This is a genomic window from Roseibium sp., from assembly GCF_048261595.1.
GTDB lineage: Bacteria > Pseudomonadota > Alphaproteobacteria > Rhizobiales > Stappiaceae > Roseibium.
The window spans coordinates 1-14329 of record NZ_JBLXFW010000005.1 but is presented as its reverse complement, the minus strand read 5'-3'; the positions used below and the strand labels follow the sequence as shown (position 1 = coordinate 14329).

Genomic DNA, 14329 nt, shown 5'->3' with positions numbered 1-14329 from the left:
CCTATCATAACCGAGAATAAAAAAGGCGGGCATGGCCCGCCTTTTTCGATAAGCATGCAGCGCTAAATTACGCTGCGTTTTCCGCAACCTGCTCGGCTTCGACGCGTGCGCGGTCTTCTGCGCCGCGAGCTGCCGGGTCGCGATCGACGAGTTCGATCACGGCCATTGGAGCATTGTCACCATAACGGAAGCCGGCCTTCAGAACACGGCTGTAGCCGCCCTGACGGTCCTTGTAGCGCTCACCGAGGGTGTCGAACAGCTTCTTGACCATTGCGACGTCGCGGATCTGGGCAATAGCCTGACGACGCGCATGAAGGTCGCCGCGCTTGCCAAGCGTGATGAGCTTGTCAATGATCGGCTTCATTTCCTTGGCCTTCGGCAGGGTCGTGACGATCTGCTCGTGCTTGATCAGCGAAGCTGCCATGTTTGCGAACATAGCCTTGCGGTGGCTAGAGGTCCGGTTGAGCTTGCGGCCGGAATTTCCGTGGCGCATGGCCCTCTCCTTTTCGGTTCAGACTGCTGTGTCCTGTCTCACGCAGCCCGGTTGATCGAGAAGGGACGCTGACGTCCCTTAATACTGATGGTCTTCGTAGCGCTTGGCGAGATCTTCGATGTTCTCGGGCGGCCAGTTGGCGACTTCCATGCCAAGATGGAGACCCATCTGGGCGAGAACTTCCTTGATTTCGTTCAGCGACTTGCGGCCGAAATTCGGCGTGCGCAGCATTTCCGCTTCGGTCTTCTGAATGAGATCGCCAATATACACGATATTGTCGTTCTTCAGGCAGTTTGCAGAGCGGACGGACAGTTCCAGTTCGTCGACCTTCTTGAGAAGCGCCGGGTTGAACGCGAGTTCCGGGACGGTGTCCTCGGCGACTTCACGCTGCGGCTCTTCGAAGTTGACGAAGATGGAGAGCTGATCCTGGAGGATGCGCGCAGCGAATGCGACTGCGTCATCCGGCTTGACCGAGCCGTCGGTTTCGACGGTCAGCGTCAGCTTGTCGTAGTCAAGAACCTGACCTTCACGGGTGTTTTCCACCTTGTAGGACACTTTCTTGACCGGCGAGTAGAGGCTGTCCACCGGGATCAGACCGATCGGAGCATCTTCCGGACGGTTACGATCGGAGGCTACATAGCCCTTGCCCGTGTTGACGGTGAACTCCATGCGGATTTCTGCGCCTTCGTCGAGGGTGCAGAGTACCAGCTCGGGGTTCAGAACCTCGACATCGCCCACGGTCTGGATGTCGCCGGCAGTCACCACACCTGGGCCCTGCTTGCGAACGACCATGCGCTTGGGACCTTCGCCTTCCATGCGGATGGCGATTTCCTTGACGTTCAGAACGATGTCTGTGACGTCTTCACGCACGCCTGGGATGGACGAGAACTCGTGCAGTACGCCGTCGATCTGGATCGCAGTCACCGCAGCACCTTGCAGCGAAGACAGCAGGATGCGGCGCAGTGCGTTGCCAAGCGTCAGACCATAACCGCGCTCCAGCGGCTCGGCGACGACCGTCGCCATGAAACGCGGATCTTCACCCGGCTTCACTTCGAGCTTGGTCGGCTTGATCAGTTCTTGCCAGTTCTTTTGAATGGTCACGTTTTTGCCCCTTCGGCTATCCCGCCCGGTCCGCATCGCGTCCGCGGGCTATTCTTTGCCATTGGAGAAACAGATACCTAAGGCGAACCTTAGACGCGGCGACGCTTGCGCGGACGGCAGCCGTTGTGCGGAATCGGCGTCACGTCGCGGATCGACGTGATGAGGAAACCAGCGGCCTGAAGCGCACGCAGAGCGGATTCACGACCCGAACCCGGACCACGGACTTCAACTTCCAGGGTACGCATGCCGTGTTCAGCAGCCTTCTTCGCAGCATCTTCTGCTGCAACCTGAGCGGCATACGGCGTGGACTTACGAGAGCCCTTGAAGCCAAGCGCACCAGCGGAAGACCAGGAAATCGTGTTGCCCTGAGCGTCCGTGATCGTGATCATGGTGTTGTTGAACGTGGAGTTCACATGCGCAACGCCAGAAGAAATGTTCTTGCGCTCGCGGCGACGCACGCGCGTCGTGTCCTTAGCCATTCTTTTTCCTTACTTTGATCTCTGCACTGCCGTAGTCCCGGCAGCTCCACCGCCAATCGGCAGGAATTACTTCTTCTTACCGGCGATCGGCTTCGCCGGACCCTTACGGGTACGAGCGTTCGTGTGCGTGCGCTGACCGCGAACCGGAAGGCCACGGCGGTGACGTAGGCCGCGGTAGCAACCCAGGTCCATCAGACGCTTGATGTTCATTGCGGTTTCGCGACGAAGGTCACCTTCCACGATGTAGTCGCGGTCGATGGTTTCACGGATCGCCAGAACTTCGGCGTCAGACAGTTCGTTGACGCGGCGCTCAGGAGCGATGTTCACCTTCTCGGTGATTTCCTGGGCGAACTTCGCGCCAATGCCGTGAATGTACTGAAGCGCGATCACAACGCGCTTGTTCGTCGGAATGTTAACGCCAGCAATACGTGCCACGTTCTCTCTCCATGTGATGCAGCCGTCAGGCCGCTTTGGTTTTTATTCCCGCGTCCGGTGGAGCCCGGCCCTTGCGGAGTGTGACTGAACTTGGTCCCCCAAGCACAGAACGTGCCGACCCCGTCATTTTGCGGAATCGGCACATAACTTTTCAGCTAGAGCTGCGTCGTTTAACGGCTCTAAACCTTTTCGTCAAGCTTCGAAAGCACATCCGAGATGGCGGCCGAAACCTCGTCGATCGACTGCATGCCGTCGACGATCGTCAAAAGACCGGCCTTCTCGTAGTACGGAATCACCACTGCAGTGTCCCGATTGTAGGCACTGAGACGATCCTTGAAGACCTCCGGATCGTCATCCTTGCGAACCGGCAGACCCGCTGCCTTGGCTTCTTCCGCACGGTTGATGATCCGATTGACCAGCTTGCTCTGATCGACGCGCAGCTCAATGACCGCATCCAGGTCCAGACCATTGTCCTTAAGCATTTCTGCCAGCGCATCGGCCTGGGCAATGGTCCGCGGAAAGCCGTCCAGAATGAAACCGTTCTGGGCATCTGCTTCCTTGATCCGGTCGCGGATGATACCGACAACTATTTCATCAGACACGAGGCCGCCCGCATCCATCACGGCCTTGGCCTGCAGACCGATCGGTGTTTCAGCCGCGACAGCAGCGCGCAGCATGTCACCGGTCGAAAGCTGCGGAATGTTGTGCTTCGCAACCAATCGAGCTGCCTGGGTGCCCTTCCCTGCACCCGGCGGCCCCACCAAAATCAGTCTCATCGACGTTTCCCCCTGAGCTTTGCCTTCTTCACCAGACCCTCATACTGGTGAGCGAGCAGATGGCCCTGGATCTGGGAAACCGTGTCCATGGTCACACTGACAACAATCAACAGCGAGGTCCCACCGAAATAGAACGGAACGCCCGTCGCCGAAATGAGGAATTCGGGTAATAGACATACGAGTGTGATGTAGATCGCACCGACCACCGTGACACGCGTCAGAACGTAATCGATGTATTGCGCGGTCCGCTCGCCCGGGCGAATGCCCGGAATGAATCCGCCGTGCTTCTTCAGATTATCCGCAGTTTCCGACGGATTGAACACGATTGCCGTGTAGAAGAAACAGAAGAACACGATCATCGCTGCATAGAAGATCATGTACAGCGGCTGGCCGTGGCCCAGAAGCGCTGTGATCGTCGTCACCCACTCATTGGTGCCCGCTTCGGAGGAAAAACCGGCGATCGTTGCCGGAACCAGCAGAAGCGACGACGCAAAGATCGGCGGAATCACACCGGCGGTGTTCAGCTTGAGCGGCAGGAACGAGGTGTTACCCTCGAACATGCGGTTGCCCATCTGCCGCTTCGGATACTGAATCAGCAGACGACGCTGCGCCCGCTCCATGAACACGATGACGCCGATGACCACGACGGCCAGCACGATCACAAGGAGGATGATCCAAGTAGCAAGCGCACCCTGACGGCCGAGCTCTAGGGTCGACACGATCGCGGTAGGAAGACCTGCGACGATGCCGGCAAAGATGATCAGCGAAATACCGTTGCCAATACCCCGTGACGTGATCTGTTCACCGAGCCACATCAGGAACATGGTGCCGCCGACGAGCGTCAGGACAGTGGATGCCCGGAAGAACCAGCCCGGATCGGAAACGACGTTTGTCGCCCCTTCAAGTCCAACGGCAATGCCGTAGGCCTGAAGCGCAGCAAGCACGACGGTACCATAACGGGTGTACTGGTTGATGACTTTCCGGCCCTGCTCGCCTTCCTTCTTCATCTGCTCCAGCGACGGTACGACCGTCGTCATGAGCTGCATGATGATCGAGGCGGAGATATACGGCATGATGCCGAGCGCGAAGATGGCCATGCGCTCGACGGCGCCGCCGGCGAACATGTTGAACATGCCAACAATGCCGGACTGAGCCTGGTTGAAGGCCTGGGCAAACGCATCCGGGTTGATACCCGGCAGCGGAATGTAAGTCCCCAGACGATAAACCAAAAGCGCCCCCAGTGTGAACCAGATGCGCTTTTTGAGTTCTTCAGCTTTGGCGAAAGCTGAGAAATTGAGATTTGACGCCAGTTGTTCGGCGGCGGATGCCATGCCCTACTCCGGTCAGTTCATTACCGAAAAATGGGAAAAGCCCAGGCTGTTAAGCCTGAGCTCCCAGAACGACGACCTTGCCGCCAGCCTTTTCAACCGCATCAACGGCAGCCTTGGAGGCGCCTGCGATTTCAAAGGTGACTGCGGTCTTCAGTTCGCCATCGCTAAGCAGGCGAACGCCATCCTTGACGCGCTTGACGATACCAGCAGCCTTGAGCGCTTCGACAGTCACTGCTGCCTTTGCGTCCAGCTTGCCGGCGTCCAGTGCTTCCTGAACACGGCCGAGGGAAACAACATTGTATTCCTTCGCGAAGATGTTCGTGAAGCCGCGCTTCGGCAGACGACGATGCAACGGCATCTGACCGCCTTCAAAGCCCTTGATGGCAACGCCGGAACGGGACTTCTGACCCTTCACGCCGCGACCACCGGTCTTGCCCTTGCCCGAACCGATACCGCGGCCAACGCGCGTACGGTCCTTTACGGCACCTTCGTTGTCACGAAGTTCATTGAGCTTCATGGTACTACTCCTGATCCCGTTCTTTAGGCGTCTTCGACAACGCGGACGAGATGCTGGATCTTGTTGATCATGCCGCGCACTTCAGGAGTGTCCTTCAGCGTCGAGCGACGGTGCATCTTGTTCAGGCCGAGACCGATAAGCGTCGCGCGCTGGTCCTGCGGACGGCGCAGCGGGCTACCGATCTGTTCGACCGTGATGGTCTTTTCGGTGTTCGCCATGGAACTAACCCTCATTCAACTGGGCACGGTAGCCGCTGAGATCAAGCCTCAGCGGCAGCCGAAGCCGCATCTTCGTTGTTGTCACGACGGCGCGACTGCAGCACAGAGACCTTGAGGCCACGGCGTGCCGCGACCGAACGCGGGCTGTCTTCCTTGGTCAGTGCATCAAACGTCGCACGAACCATGTTGTACGGGTTCGAGGAGCCGAGCGACTTCGCGACAACGTCCTGGACGCCAAGCGTCTCGAACACTGCACGCATCGGACCACCAGCGATGATACCCGTACCAGCCGGAGCTGCACGCAGGATCACCTTGCCGGCACCGTGACGGCCTTCGACGTCGTGGTGCAGGGTACGGCCTTCGCGCAGCGGCACGCGGATCATGGTGCGCTTTGCAGCTTCCGTAGCCTTGCGGATCGCTTCCGGCACTTCACGTGCCTTGCCGTGTCCGAAGCCTACGCGGCCCTTCTGGTCACCAACCACGACAAGTGCAGCGAAGCCGAAGCGACGGCCACCCTTGACCACCTTGGCGACGCGGTTGATGTGTACGAGCTTGTCGACGAATTCGCTGTCGCGCTCTTCGCGCTCGCGATTATCCTGTCTCGCCATTTTATACGTCTTCCGTTCTTAAGAGCGCCAACGGGCGCTGGTCAGAATTCAAGTCCACCGTCGCGGGCTGCATCAGCAAGCGCCTTAACGCGCCCATGATACATGTACCCACCACGGTCGAACACGACCTGCTTGACGCCGGCGGCAAGAGCGCGCTCGGCGACAAGCTTGCCAACAGCCGCTGCAGCAGCGGTGTCGGCGCCCGTCTTCAGGCCACCCTTGATGTCGGCTTCAATGGTAGAAGCCGATGCAATGGTGTGACCCTTGGCGTCGTCGATGATCTGGGCATAGATCTGCTTCGACGAGCGGAACACAGAAAGCCGCGGACGTCCGTTCGCCACCTTCTTGAGAGAACGGCGCACGCGATCGCGGCGGCGTTCGAAAGCAATTTTGCTGTTCGCCATGATGCAGGTCCGTTACTTCTTCTTGCCTTCTTTGCGGACGATAAACTCGCCTGCATGCCGAACGCCCTTGCCCTTGTAGGGCTCCGGCGGACGGAACTCGCGGATTTCAGCCGCAACCTGGCCAACCGACTGCTTGTCGATGCCAGTGATGATGATCTCGGTCGGCTTCGGGCACTTGATTTCAATGCCTGCCGGTACTTCGTAAATCACATCGTGCGAGAAACCCAGAGCGAGCTGAAGATTGCTGCCCTGCATCTGTGCACGGTAACCAACACCCGTGATTTCCAGCTTCTTTTCGAAGCCGGCGCTCACGCCGGTGATGATATTCTGCACCATCGTACGGCTCATACCCCACATGGAGCGTGCCGACTTGGAGGTGCCGCGCGGATCAACCTTGATCCCATCGTCCGTCATTTCGGCCAGAACGAGGTCGTTGAGCACGAAGGAGAGTTCCCCCTTCGGGCCCTTGACCGAAACCGTCTGACCGTTGATCGTTGCCGTTACCCCGCTAGGCACGGGGACTGGCTTTTTGCCAATACGAGACATCTGACCAACCTTGTTGTCTTAGTTAAAGCAAGGTCCAAGCCGCATCAGAAGACGCGGCAAAGAACCTCACCACCTACGTTTTCTTCCCGCGCCTGATGATCGCTCATGACGCCGCGCGGAGTCGACAGAATCGACACGCCCAGGCCATTGGACACATGCGGGATGTTCTTCACCGACGAGTACACGCGGCGGCCCGGCTTGGACACACGCTCAATGGTGCGGATAACCGGTTCGCCGTCAAAATACTTGAGTTCGATCTCCAACTCGGACTTGCCGCCCTCGAATTCGACCGTGGTGTAGCCGCGGATGTACCCTTCTTTGGCCAACACATCAAGTACGTGTGCACGCAATTTGGAATTCGGCGAACTGACTTTGCTCTTGCGACGCATCTGCGCATTGCGGATACGGGTGAGCAAATCCCCCAACGGATCAGAAATTGCCATCGGAGTTTCTCCTTACCAGCTCGACTTGACCAGGCCCGGGATCTTGCCCAGGGAACCCAGTTCACGAAGAGCAATACGTGACATCTTAAGCTTGCGGTAGAAAGCGCGCGGACGACCGGTCACTTCGCAACGGTTGCGAACACGATTCGGTGCGGAATTGCGCGGCAGCTTTGCCAGCTTGAGACGTGCATTGAACTGCTCTTCAGGCGACAGGCTTTCATCCTTAGCCATTGCCTTGAGGGCAGCGCGCTTCTCGGCGTACTTCTTGACGAGCTTCTTGCGACGCTCGTTCTTTTCGACTGCGCTCTTTTTAGCCATCGTCGTTCCTCGTTCCTTTCCCGTATCTCAGCTTACTTGCTGAACGGGAAGTTGAACGCGCGCAGCAGTTCACGCGCTTCGTCATCGGTCTTTGCCGTGGTGCAGACGATCACGTCCATACCCCAGATCTGGTCGACCTTGTCGTACTCGATTTCCGGGAACACGATGTGTTCCTTGATGCCCATGGCATAGTTGCCACGACCGTCAAAGGACTTCGGGTTCAGACCGCGGAAGTCACGAACACGCGGCAGCGCGATGGTGATCAGGCGATCCAGGAATTCGAACATCTGCTGGCGGCGCAGTGTCACCTTGGTACCAAGCGGCATCTCTTCGCGAACCTTGAAGGTTGCGATGGACTTCTTGGCCTTCGTGATGACCGGCTTCTGGCCGGCGATCAGAGCAAGGTCTTCTGCAGCAATGCGGGCCTTCTTGGAGTCGGCAACCGCTTCGCCGACGCCAATGTTCAGAACGATCTTCTCGAGCGCCGGAACCTGCATCGGGTTCTTGTACTCGAACTTGTCCTGAAGCTGCTTGCGCACGACTTCGTCGTAATGCGTCTTAAGACGCGGCACGTAGTTGGTCTCAGCCATCGATCAGGTCTCCCGAACGCTTGGCCACGCGGACCTTGGTGCCGTCTTCCTGCACCTTGAAACCGACGCGCGTTGCCTTGCCGTCCTTCGGATCGGCCAGAGCAATGTTCGACAGGTGGATCGCTGCTTCCTTAGCAACGATGCCAGCTTCCTGCGTCTGGGTCTGCTTCTGGTGGCGGCGAACGATGTTCACGCCACGGACCAGCGCCTTGTTGTCGGACGGCAGGATCTGGAGCACTTCACCGGTCTTGCCCTTGTCACGACCGGTAAGCACGACGACCGTGTCGCCTTTTTTAATTTTCGCAGCCATCAGAGCACCTCCGGCGCGAGCGAAATGATCTTCATGTGGTTCTTTGCGCGGAGTTCACGCGGCACCGGACCAAAGATACGGGTACCGACAGGCTCCTTGTTGTTGTTGACCAGAACGGCCGCGTTGCGGTCGAACCGGATCACGCTGCCGTCGGGACGACGAATGTCTTTCGCCGTACGCACGACGACTGCCTTCATCACGTCGCCCTTCTTGACGCGGCCCCGCGGAATAGCCTCTTTGACGGAGACGACGATGATGTCGCCAACCTGGGCATATTTACGCTTGGAGCCGCCGAGCACTTTGATGCACATGACACGACGGGCGCCGGAATTATCCGCCACGTCGAGGTTTGTTTGCATCTGAATCATGACTGGCTGCCTTATTCTCTGCCTGGCGCACCTGCCAAGGGCGCCTGATGCTCAACCAGGAGCGTGGTCAGTTGACCACGGTCCAACGTTTGTTTTTCGAAATCGGCGAGCACTCTTCGATCTGAACGATGTCGCCAACCTGGTACTTGTTCTCTGCGTCATGCGCACGATACTTCTTCGTACGACGCACGGTCTTCTTCAGCAGCGGGTGCGTGAAGCGACGCTCCACCTTCACCGTCACCGTCTTGTCATTTGCGTTACTGACAACGGTGCCCTGCAGAATGCGCTTCGGCATGGTGTTCTCCTTAAGCGCTTGCCGACACGCGCTTTTCGCGCATGATCGTCTGAATGCGAGCGATGTCGCGGCGGATCTGCCGGACGCGCCCAGTGTTTTCAAGCTGACCGGTGGCTCTCTGGAAGCGCAGGTTGAACTGCTCCTTCTTGAGACCTTCGAGCTCCGTGCGGAGCTCGTCGAGGGTCTTAGCTCTTACGTCATTAGCCTTCATGGCTTTTTCTCCTCGACCGCCTTACTCGCCGATTCGCTGAACGAAACGGCATTTGATCGGCAGCTTGGCAGCAGCAAGACGCATCGCTTCACGCGCAACGTCTTCCGGCACACCGTCGATTTCGAACATGATCCGGCCCGGCTTGACGCGGCAAGCCCAGTAATCCGGAGAACCCTTACCCTTACCCATGCGGACTTCGGCCGGCTTGGAGGAAACCGGGAGGTCCGGGAAGATGCGGATCCATACACGACCAGCACGCTTCATGTGGCGGGTCATGGCACGACGGGCAGCTTCGATCTGGCGAGCGGTCACGCGCTCAGGCTCAACAGCCTTCAGACCGTAGGCGCCGAAGTTGAGGTCGGTCCCCCCCTTCGACAGACCGTGAATGCGGCCCTTGTGCTGCTTGCGGAACTTAGTTCGCTTCGGTTGCAGCATCGTTTTCTCTCGTCCTTCGTGTTACGCGAGCAGCAGGCAGCCAATTAGGCTGCGCGCTCACGGCCCCGATCCCGGCGTCCGCCGCGATCACCCTGGTTAGAATCCGAGCCGGACGTCGCACGGCGCTCAGACGCCATCGGGTCATGCTCGAGGATTTCACCCTTGAAGATCCAGACCTTCACGCCGCACACGCCGTAAGCGGTGTGAGCGGAGGCGACACCGTAGTCGATGTCGGCACGCAGGGTGTGCAGCGGCACGCGGCCTTCACGGTACCACTCGACGCGAGCGATTTCCGCTCCGCCAAGACGACCACCACAGGTGATCTTGATGCCCTGTGCGCCCAGACGCATGGCCGACTGAACGGCACGCTTCATGGCGCGGCGGAATGCAACACGGCGTTCCAGCTGCTGAGCAATCGAGGCGGCTACGAGCGTCGCATCGATTTCCGGCTTGCGCACTTCAACGATGTTGATGTGAACTTCCGAGTTCGTGATCTCGGCGATCTTCTTGCGAAGACGCTCGATGTCCGCACCCTTCTTGCCGATGACAACACCCGGACGACCGGAGTGAATGGTCACGCGGCACTTCTTGTGCGGGCGCTCGATGACGATCTTGGAAACAGCAGCCTGCTTCAGTTCGTTCATCAGGAATTCGCGGATGCGGAAATCTTCATGAAGAAGATTGCCGTAGTCACCCTTGTTGGCGAACCAACGGGAATCCCAGGTGCGGTTGATCCCGAGGCGCATGCCGATCGGGTTTACTTTGTGACCCATCAGGCACTCTCCTCGACTTCACGCACGACGATGGTCAGGTTCGAGAACGGCTTCTCGATCCGGCCAACACGGCCACGTGCACGAGCCTGGAAACGCTTGATGACAAATGCCTTGCCAACATGTGCCTCGGCAACCACCAGGTTGTCGATATCCAGGTCGTGGTTGTTTTCCGCATTCGCAATCGCCGACATCAAGGTCTTCTTGACGTCCTGTGCGATACGCTTGCGAGAGAACGTCAGGTCCGCGAGTGCAGAACCGACCTTCTTGCCGCGGATAGCAGCCGCAACGAGATTCAGCTTACGGGGAGAGACGCGGATCATCCGCGTCATTGCCCGGGCCTCGTTGTCAGCGAGCGTCCGCTCACGCTTCGGCTTGCCCATCGTTACTTCCTCTTCGCCTTCTTGTCGGCGCCGTGTCCGTAGTAGGTCCGGCTCGGCGAGAACTCGCCGAACTTGTGACCAATCATCTCTTCAGATACCTGCACCGGAACGTGCTTCTGTCCGTTGTAGACGCCGAAGGTAAGACCGACGAACTGCGGGAGGATCGTCGAACGGCGGCTCCAGGTCTTGATGACCTCGTTGCGGCCGGATTCACGAACCTTGTCCGCTTTCTTCAGCAAATACCCGTCGACAAACGGACCTTTCCAGATCGAACGTGCCACGATCCTGTCCCTTACTTCTTACGCGCGTGGCGGCTGCGGACAATGTACTTATCCGTAGACTTGTTGCTGCGCGTCTTCTTGCCCTTGGTCGGCTTACCCCAAGGGGTAACCGGATGACGACCGCCAGAGGTCCGGCCTTCACCACCGCCGTGCGGGTGGTCAACCGGGTTCATGGCAACACCGCGCGTATGCGGGCGAATACCGAGCCAGCGGGAACGACCAGCCTTGCCCAGGTTCACGTTGCCGTGGTCCGGGTTGGAAACAGCACCGATGGAAGCCATGCAGGTTCCCAGTACGCGGCGCTGCTCGCCGGACATCAGGCGAAGCGTGGTGTAGCCCTGGTCGCGACCGACGATCTGAACAAAAGCACCGGCGGAACGTGCGACCTGCGCACCCTTGCCCGGCTTGAGTTCGATGTTGTGCACGATCGTGCCGACCGGAATGGAGGCCAGCGGAGCGGCATTGCCCGGCTTCACGTCAACGCTCTGACCGGCAACAACGGTGTCGCCGACAGCCAGACGCTGCGGAGCAAGGATATAGCTCAGCTCACCGTCTTCATAACGGATCAGCGCGATGAATGCGGTCCGGTTCGGATCGTATTCCAGACGCTCGACCGTTGCCGGCACGTCCCACTTGCGACGCTTGAAGTCGACAAGACGGTAGGAGCGCTTGTGACCGCCACCGCGGTTCGGCGAGGTCAGACGGCCGGTGTTGTTACGGCCACCGCTCTTGGAAAGACCTTCGGTCAGGGTCTTGACCGGCTTGCCTTTCCAAAGGTCGGAGCGATCCACCTGAACCAGCTGGCGCCGGCCGGGCGAAGTCGGGTTGAATGTCTTGAGTGCCATTTACCTGTCCCCGCCCTTAGAGCCCGGTGGTCACGTCAATGGCGTGACCTTCTGCGAGCGTGATGACGGCCTTCTTGAAGTCGGACTGGCGACCGATACGACCGCGGAAACGCTTCACCTTGCCCTTGCGGACCAGGGTGTTGACTGCAGTCACCTTGACGCCGAACAGCGCTTCGATGGCAGCCTTGATTTCCGGCTTGGTCGCGTCGTTGGCAACCTTGAAGACAACCTTGTTCTCTTCGGAAGCCATGGTCGCCTTTTCGGTGATTACCGGGCCGACGATCTTGTCGTAGTGAGGAAGATTGCTCATTTGAAGCGCTCCTCAAGTGCGGACACCGCTGCCTTCGTCAACACCAGGGTGTTGGCGCGCATGATGTCGTAGACGTTGATCCCCTGAACCGGCAGAACGTCCACATTCGGGATGTTCCGGGCCGCGAGGGAAAAGTTCTTGTCGAGCTCAGCACCATCGATGATGAGTGCGCTGCTCAGACCGAGCTTTGCGAACTGAGCCTTCAGAGCCTTGGTCTTTGCTTCAGCTGCCTTGGCATCTTCAACAACGACAATGGCATCGCCCTTTGCCTTGGCAGACAGAACGTGCTTCAGACCGAGAACACGAACCTTCTTCGGCAGGTCATGGGCATGGTCGCGAACGACCGGGCCGAATGCCTTACCACCGCCGCGGAACTGCGGAGCCTTGCGGTTGCCGTGACGAGCGCCGCCGGAGCCTTTTTGGCGCACGAACTTCTTCGTGGTGCCAGAAACTTCGGAGCGTCCCAGGGACTTGTGCGTGCCAGCCTGGCGCTTGGCAAGCTGCCAACGCACCACGCGGTGGATCAGATCGGTGCGCGGCTCGAGACCAAAGATCTCGTCAGACACCGTGATCGAACCGGCCGCCCCGCCTTCGAGGGTCTTGACCTGGAGTTCCATCACTCGCTCTCCTTCCCGGCGGCTTCAGCAGCTGCAGGCGCACGGTATGCACCCGGAACCGGAACACCTTCCGGCAGCGCCTTCTTGATCGCGTCGCGGACCAGGATCCAGCCGCCCTTGGCGCCCGGAACAGAGCCTTCGACCATGATCAGGCCGCGTTCAACATCGGTACGCACAACCTTGAGGTTCTGCGTGGTCACGCGGACATCGCCCATGTGACCGGCCATCTTCTTGCCCTTGAACACGCGGCCCGGGTCCTGACACTGACCGGTCGAACCGTGCGAACGGTGCGAGATCGAGTTACCGTGCGATGCGCGGCCACCACCGAAGTTGTGACGCTTCATGACACCGGCAAAACCCTTACCGATGGAGGTGCCGGTAACGTCGACGAACTGACCTTCGACGTAATGGTCGGCGGTGATTTCCGCGCCAACGTCGATCAGGTTGTCGGACGAAACCCGGAATTCCACCAGGGTCCGCTTCGGCTCAACCTTGGCCACTGCAAAGTGACCACGGAGCGCCTTCGGCGTGTTCTTGACTTTGGCGAGACCTGCGCCGACCTGCAGCGCGGTGTAGCCATTCTTTTCTTCAGTACGGTGGGCAACCACCTGGCAGTTTTCCAGTCGCAGAACCGTGACCGGAACATGCTCGCCCGCATCGTTGTAGATACGAGTCATGCCCACTTTCTGAGCGATCACTCCAGAACGCATGGATGTGTCCCCTTCGGTCCGCCTCAGAGCTTGATCTCGACGTCGACACCAGCTGCAAGGTCGAGCTTCATAAGAGCGTCAACCGTCTGGGGCGTCGGATCAACGATGTCGAGCAGACGCTTGTGCGTGCGCATCTCGAACTGATCGCGGCTTTTCTTGTCGATGTGCGGGCCGCGAAGCACGGTGTACTTCTCGATCCGCGTCGGCAGCGGTACGGGACCCCGTACCTGCGCACCGGTCCGCTTCGCCGTGTTCACGATCTCCTTGGTGGAAGCATCGAGAATACGGTGATCAAATGCCTTGAGGCGGATCCGGATATTCTGACCGTTCATTTCAGAGTTCCCGATAAGACAGGCTGGCCTGCCGAGTTATTCGAAAACGGCAGGCCTTGCCGTCAATTATGCGATGATGGAAGCGACGACGCCGGCGCCGACGGTACGGCCACCTTCGCGGATAGCGAAGCGCAGGCCTTCTTCCATGGCGATCGGCACGATCAGTTCGACTTCAACCGACACGTTGTCGCCCGGCATCACCA

27 protein-coding genes and 1 pseudogene are annotated in these 14329 nt (G+C 59.0%); all 28 read right to left on the bottom strand.

Translation table 11 applies throughout. The annotated features are described in order from the left end of the window. Nucleotides 1-67: 67 nt before the first annotated feature. On the bottom strand, nt 68-493 hold the full coding sequence (gene rplQ / locus ACN0SY_RS15820; RefSeq protein WP_417688782.1) for a 50S ribosomal protein L17: 426 nt from the start codon (nt 491-493) through the stop codon (nt 68-70). A 78-nt stretch (nt 494-571) separates the two neighbouring features. Continuing rightward, nucleotides 572-1630 carry a DNA-directed RNA polymerase subunit alpha gene (locus ACN0SY_RS15815; protein WP_417688780.1) on the bottom strand — a complete coding sequence of 353 codons (1059 nt, stop codon included), beginning with the start codon at nt 1628-1630 and terminating at the stop codon, nt 572-574. Between the two features lie 53 nt (nt 1631-1683). Next, nucleotides 1684-2073: a 30S ribosomal protein S11 gene (gene rpsK, locus ACN0SY_RS15810; protein WP_008191596.1), complete on the bottom strand. Its 390-nt coding sequence runs from the start codon at nt 2071-2073 to the stop codon at nt 1684-1686. Between the two features lie 66 nt (nt 2074-2139). Continuing rightward, nucleotides 2140-2508, bottom strand: a complete 369-nt coding sequence (gene rpsM, locus ACN0SY_RS15805) for a 30S ribosomal protein S13 (protein ID WP_417688778.1) — start codon at nt 2506-2508, stop codon at nt 2140-2142. A 179-nt stretch (nt 2509-2687) separates the two neighbouring features. Beyond that, on the bottom strand, nt 2688-3284 hold the full coding sequence (locus ACN0SY_RS15800) for an adenylate kinase (RefSeq protein WP_417688776.1): 597 nt from the start codon (nt 3282-3284) through the stop codon (nt 2688-2690). Further along, nucleotides 3281-4615 (bottom strand): preprotein translocase subunit SecY, encoded by a 1335-nt coding sequence (secY, locus tag ACN0SY_RS15795; RefSeq protein ID WP_417688774.1) that lies wholly within the window; start codon nt 4613-4615, stop codon nt 3281-3283. The genes ACN0SY_RS15800 and secY overlap by 4 nt, the downstream gene beginning before the upstream one ends. Nucleotides 4616-4664: 49 nt before the next feature. Further along, nucleotides 4665-5132 carry a 50S ribosomal protein L15 gene (gene rplO / locus ACN0SY_RS15790; protein WP_417688772.1) on the bottom strand — a complete coding sequence of 156 codons (468 nt, stop codon included), beginning with the start codon at nt 5130-5132 and terminating at the stop codon, nt 4665-4667. A 23-nt stretch (nt 5133-5155) separates the two neighbouring features. Next, complete coding sequence (rpmD, locus tag ACN0SY_RS15785) at nt 5156-5350, bottom strand: 50S ribosomal protein L30 (protein WP_417688770.1); 195 nt, start codon at nt 5348-5350, stop codon at nt 5156-5158. Between the two features lie 41 nt (nt 5351-5391). Further along, the gene (gene rpsE, locus ACN0SY_RS15780; RefSeq protein ID WP_417688768.1) at nt 5392-5958 is read right to left on the bottom strand and encodes a 30S ribosomal protein S5; all 567 of its coding nucleotides are present in this window, start codon (nt 5956-5958) and stop codon (nt 5392-5394) included. 41 nt (nt 5959-5999) lie between these two features. After that, nucleotides 6000-6362: a 50S ribosomal protein L18 gene (rplR, locus tag ACN0SY_RS15775; RefSeq protein WP_417688766.1), complete on the bottom strand. Its 363-nt coding sequence runs from the start codon at nt 6360-6362 to the stop codon at nt 6000-6002. Nucleotides 6363-6374: 12 nt separating this feature from the next. Then, nucleotides 6375-6908: a 50S ribosomal protein L6 gene (gene rplF / locus ACN0SY_RS15770; protein WP_417688764.1), complete on the bottom strand. Its 534-nt coding sequence runs from the start codon at nt 6906-6908 to the stop codon at nt 6375-6377. 44 nt (nt 6909-6952) lie between these two features. Then, the gene (rpsH, locus tag ACN0SY_RS15765) at nt 6953-7351 is read right to left on the bottom strand and encodes a 30S ribosomal protein S8 (RefSeq protein ID WP_417682812.1); all 399 of its coding nucleotides are present in this window, start codon (nt 7349-7351) and stop codon (nt 6953-6955) included. 12 nt (nt 7352-7363) lie between these two features. Continuing rightward, nucleotides 7364-7669 (bottom strand): 30S ribosomal protein S14, encoded by a 306-nt coding sequence (gene rpsN / locus ACN0SY_RS15760; RefSeq protein WP_417682813.1) that lies wholly within the window; start codon nt 7667-7669, stop codon nt 7364-7366. Nucleotides 7670-7701: 32 nt separating this feature from the next. Next, nucleotides 7702-8259, bottom strand: a complete 558-nt coding sequence (rplE, locus tag ACN0SY_RS15755; protein ID WP_417688762.1) for a 50S ribosomal protein L5 — start codon at nt 8257-8259, stop codon at nt 7702-7704. Beyond that, nucleotides 8252-8569 carry a 50S ribosomal protein L24 gene (gene rplX / locus ACN0SY_RS15750; RefSeq protein ID WP_417688760.1) on the bottom strand — a complete coding sequence of 106 codons (318 nt, stop codon included), beginning with the start codon at nt 8567-8569 and terminating at the stop codon, nt 8252-8254. Before rplX ends, rplE begins: the two co-directional genes overlap by 8 nt. Next, on the bottom strand, nt 8569-8937 hold the full coding sequence (rplN, locus tag ACN0SY_RS15745) for a 50S ribosomal protein L14 (RefSeq protein ID WP_008191626.1): 369 nt from the start codon (nt 8935-8937) through the stop codon (nt 8569-8571). Before rplN ends, rplX begins: the two co-directional genes overlap by 1 nt. A gap of 67 nt (nt 8938-9004) precedes the next feature. Beyond that, on the bottom strand, nt 9005-9232 hold the full coding sequence (gene rpsQ, locus ACN0SY_RS15740) for a 30S ribosomal protein S17 (RefSeq protein WP_417682815.1): 228 nt from the start codon (nt 9230-9232) through the stop codon (nt 9005-9007). Nucleotides 9233-9242: 10 nt separating this feature from the next. Further along, nucleotides 9243-9443, bottom strand: coding sequence for a 50S ribosomal protein L29 (gene rpmC / locus ACN0SY_RS15735; protein ID WP_417688758.1), 201 nt, complete (start codon nt 9441-9443; stop codon nt 9243-9245). 21 nt (nt 9444-9464) lie between these two features. Then, a complete protein-coding gene (rplP, locus tag ACN0SY_RS15730; RefSeq protein WP_417688756.1) occupies nt 9465-9878 on the bottom strand; it encodes a 50S ribosomal protein L16 in 414 nt (137 codons plus the stop codon). Nucleotides 9879-9922: 44 nt separating this feature from the next. Next, a complete protein-coding gene (rpsC, locus tag ACN0SY_RS15725) occupies nt 9923-10651 on the bottom strand; it encodes a 30S ribosomal protein S3 (RefSeq protein ID WP_417682820.1) in 729 nt (242 codons plus the stop codon). Continuing rightward, on the bottom strand, nt 10651-11031 hold the full coding sequence (gene rplV, locus ACN0SY_RS15720; protein ID WP_417682821.1) for a 50S ribosomal protein L22: 381 nt from the start codon (nt 11029-11031) through the stop codon (nt 10651-10653). Before rplV ends, rpsC begins: the two co-directional genes overlap by 1 nt. 2 nt (nt 11032-11033) lie before the next feature. Beyond that, nucleotides 11034-11312: a 30S ribosomal protein S19 gene (gene rpsS, locus ACN0SY_RS15715; RefSeq protein WP_417682822.1), complete on the bottom strand. Its 279-nt coding sequence runs from the start codon at nt 11310-11312 to the stop codon at nt 11034-11036. An 11-nt stretch (nt 11313-11323) separates the two neighbouring features. After that, on the bottom strand, nt 11324-12157 hold the full coding sequence (gene rplB, locus ACN0SY_RS15710; RefSeq protein WP_417688754.1) for a 50S ribosomal protein L2: 834 nt from the start codon (nt 12155-12157) through the stop codon (nt 11324-11326). Between the two features lie 16 nt (nt 12158-12173). Next, nucleotides 12174-12467 carry a 50S ribosomal protein L23 gene (locus tag ACN0SY_RS15705; protein ID WP_417688752.1) on the bottom strand — a complete coding sequence of 98 codons (294 nt, stop codon included), beginning with the start codon at nt 12465-12467 and terminating at the stop codon, nt 12174-12176. Beyond that, nucleotides 12464-13084, bottom strand: coding sequence for a 50S ribosomal protein L4 (gene rplD / locus ACN0SY_RS15700; protein WP_417688750.1), 621 nt, complete (start codon nt 13082-13084; stop codon nt 12464-12466). The genes ACN0SY_RS15705 and rplD overlap by 4 nt, the downstream gene beginning before the upstream one ends. Then, complete coding sequence (gene rplC / locus ACN0SY_RS15695) at nt 13084-13794, bottom strand: 50S ribosomal protein L3 (protein WP_417682827.1); 711 nt, start codon at nt 13792-13794, stop codon at nt 13084-13086. Before rplC ends, rplD begins: the two co-directional genes overlap by 1 nt. Before the next feature lie 23 nt (nt 13795-13817). Continuing rightward, nucleotides 13818-14126 (bottom strand): 30S ribosomal protein S10, encoded by a 309-nt coding sequence (gene rpsJ, locus ACN0SY_RS15690; protein ID WP_006936455.1) that lies wholly within the window; start codon nt 14124-14126, stop codon nt 13818-13820. A 66-nt stretch (nt 14127-14192) separates the two neighbouring features. Further along, nucleotides 14193-14329 (bottom strand): annotated as a pseudogene (tuf, locus tag ACN0SY_RS15685) (elongation factor Tu); the annotation flags it as partial.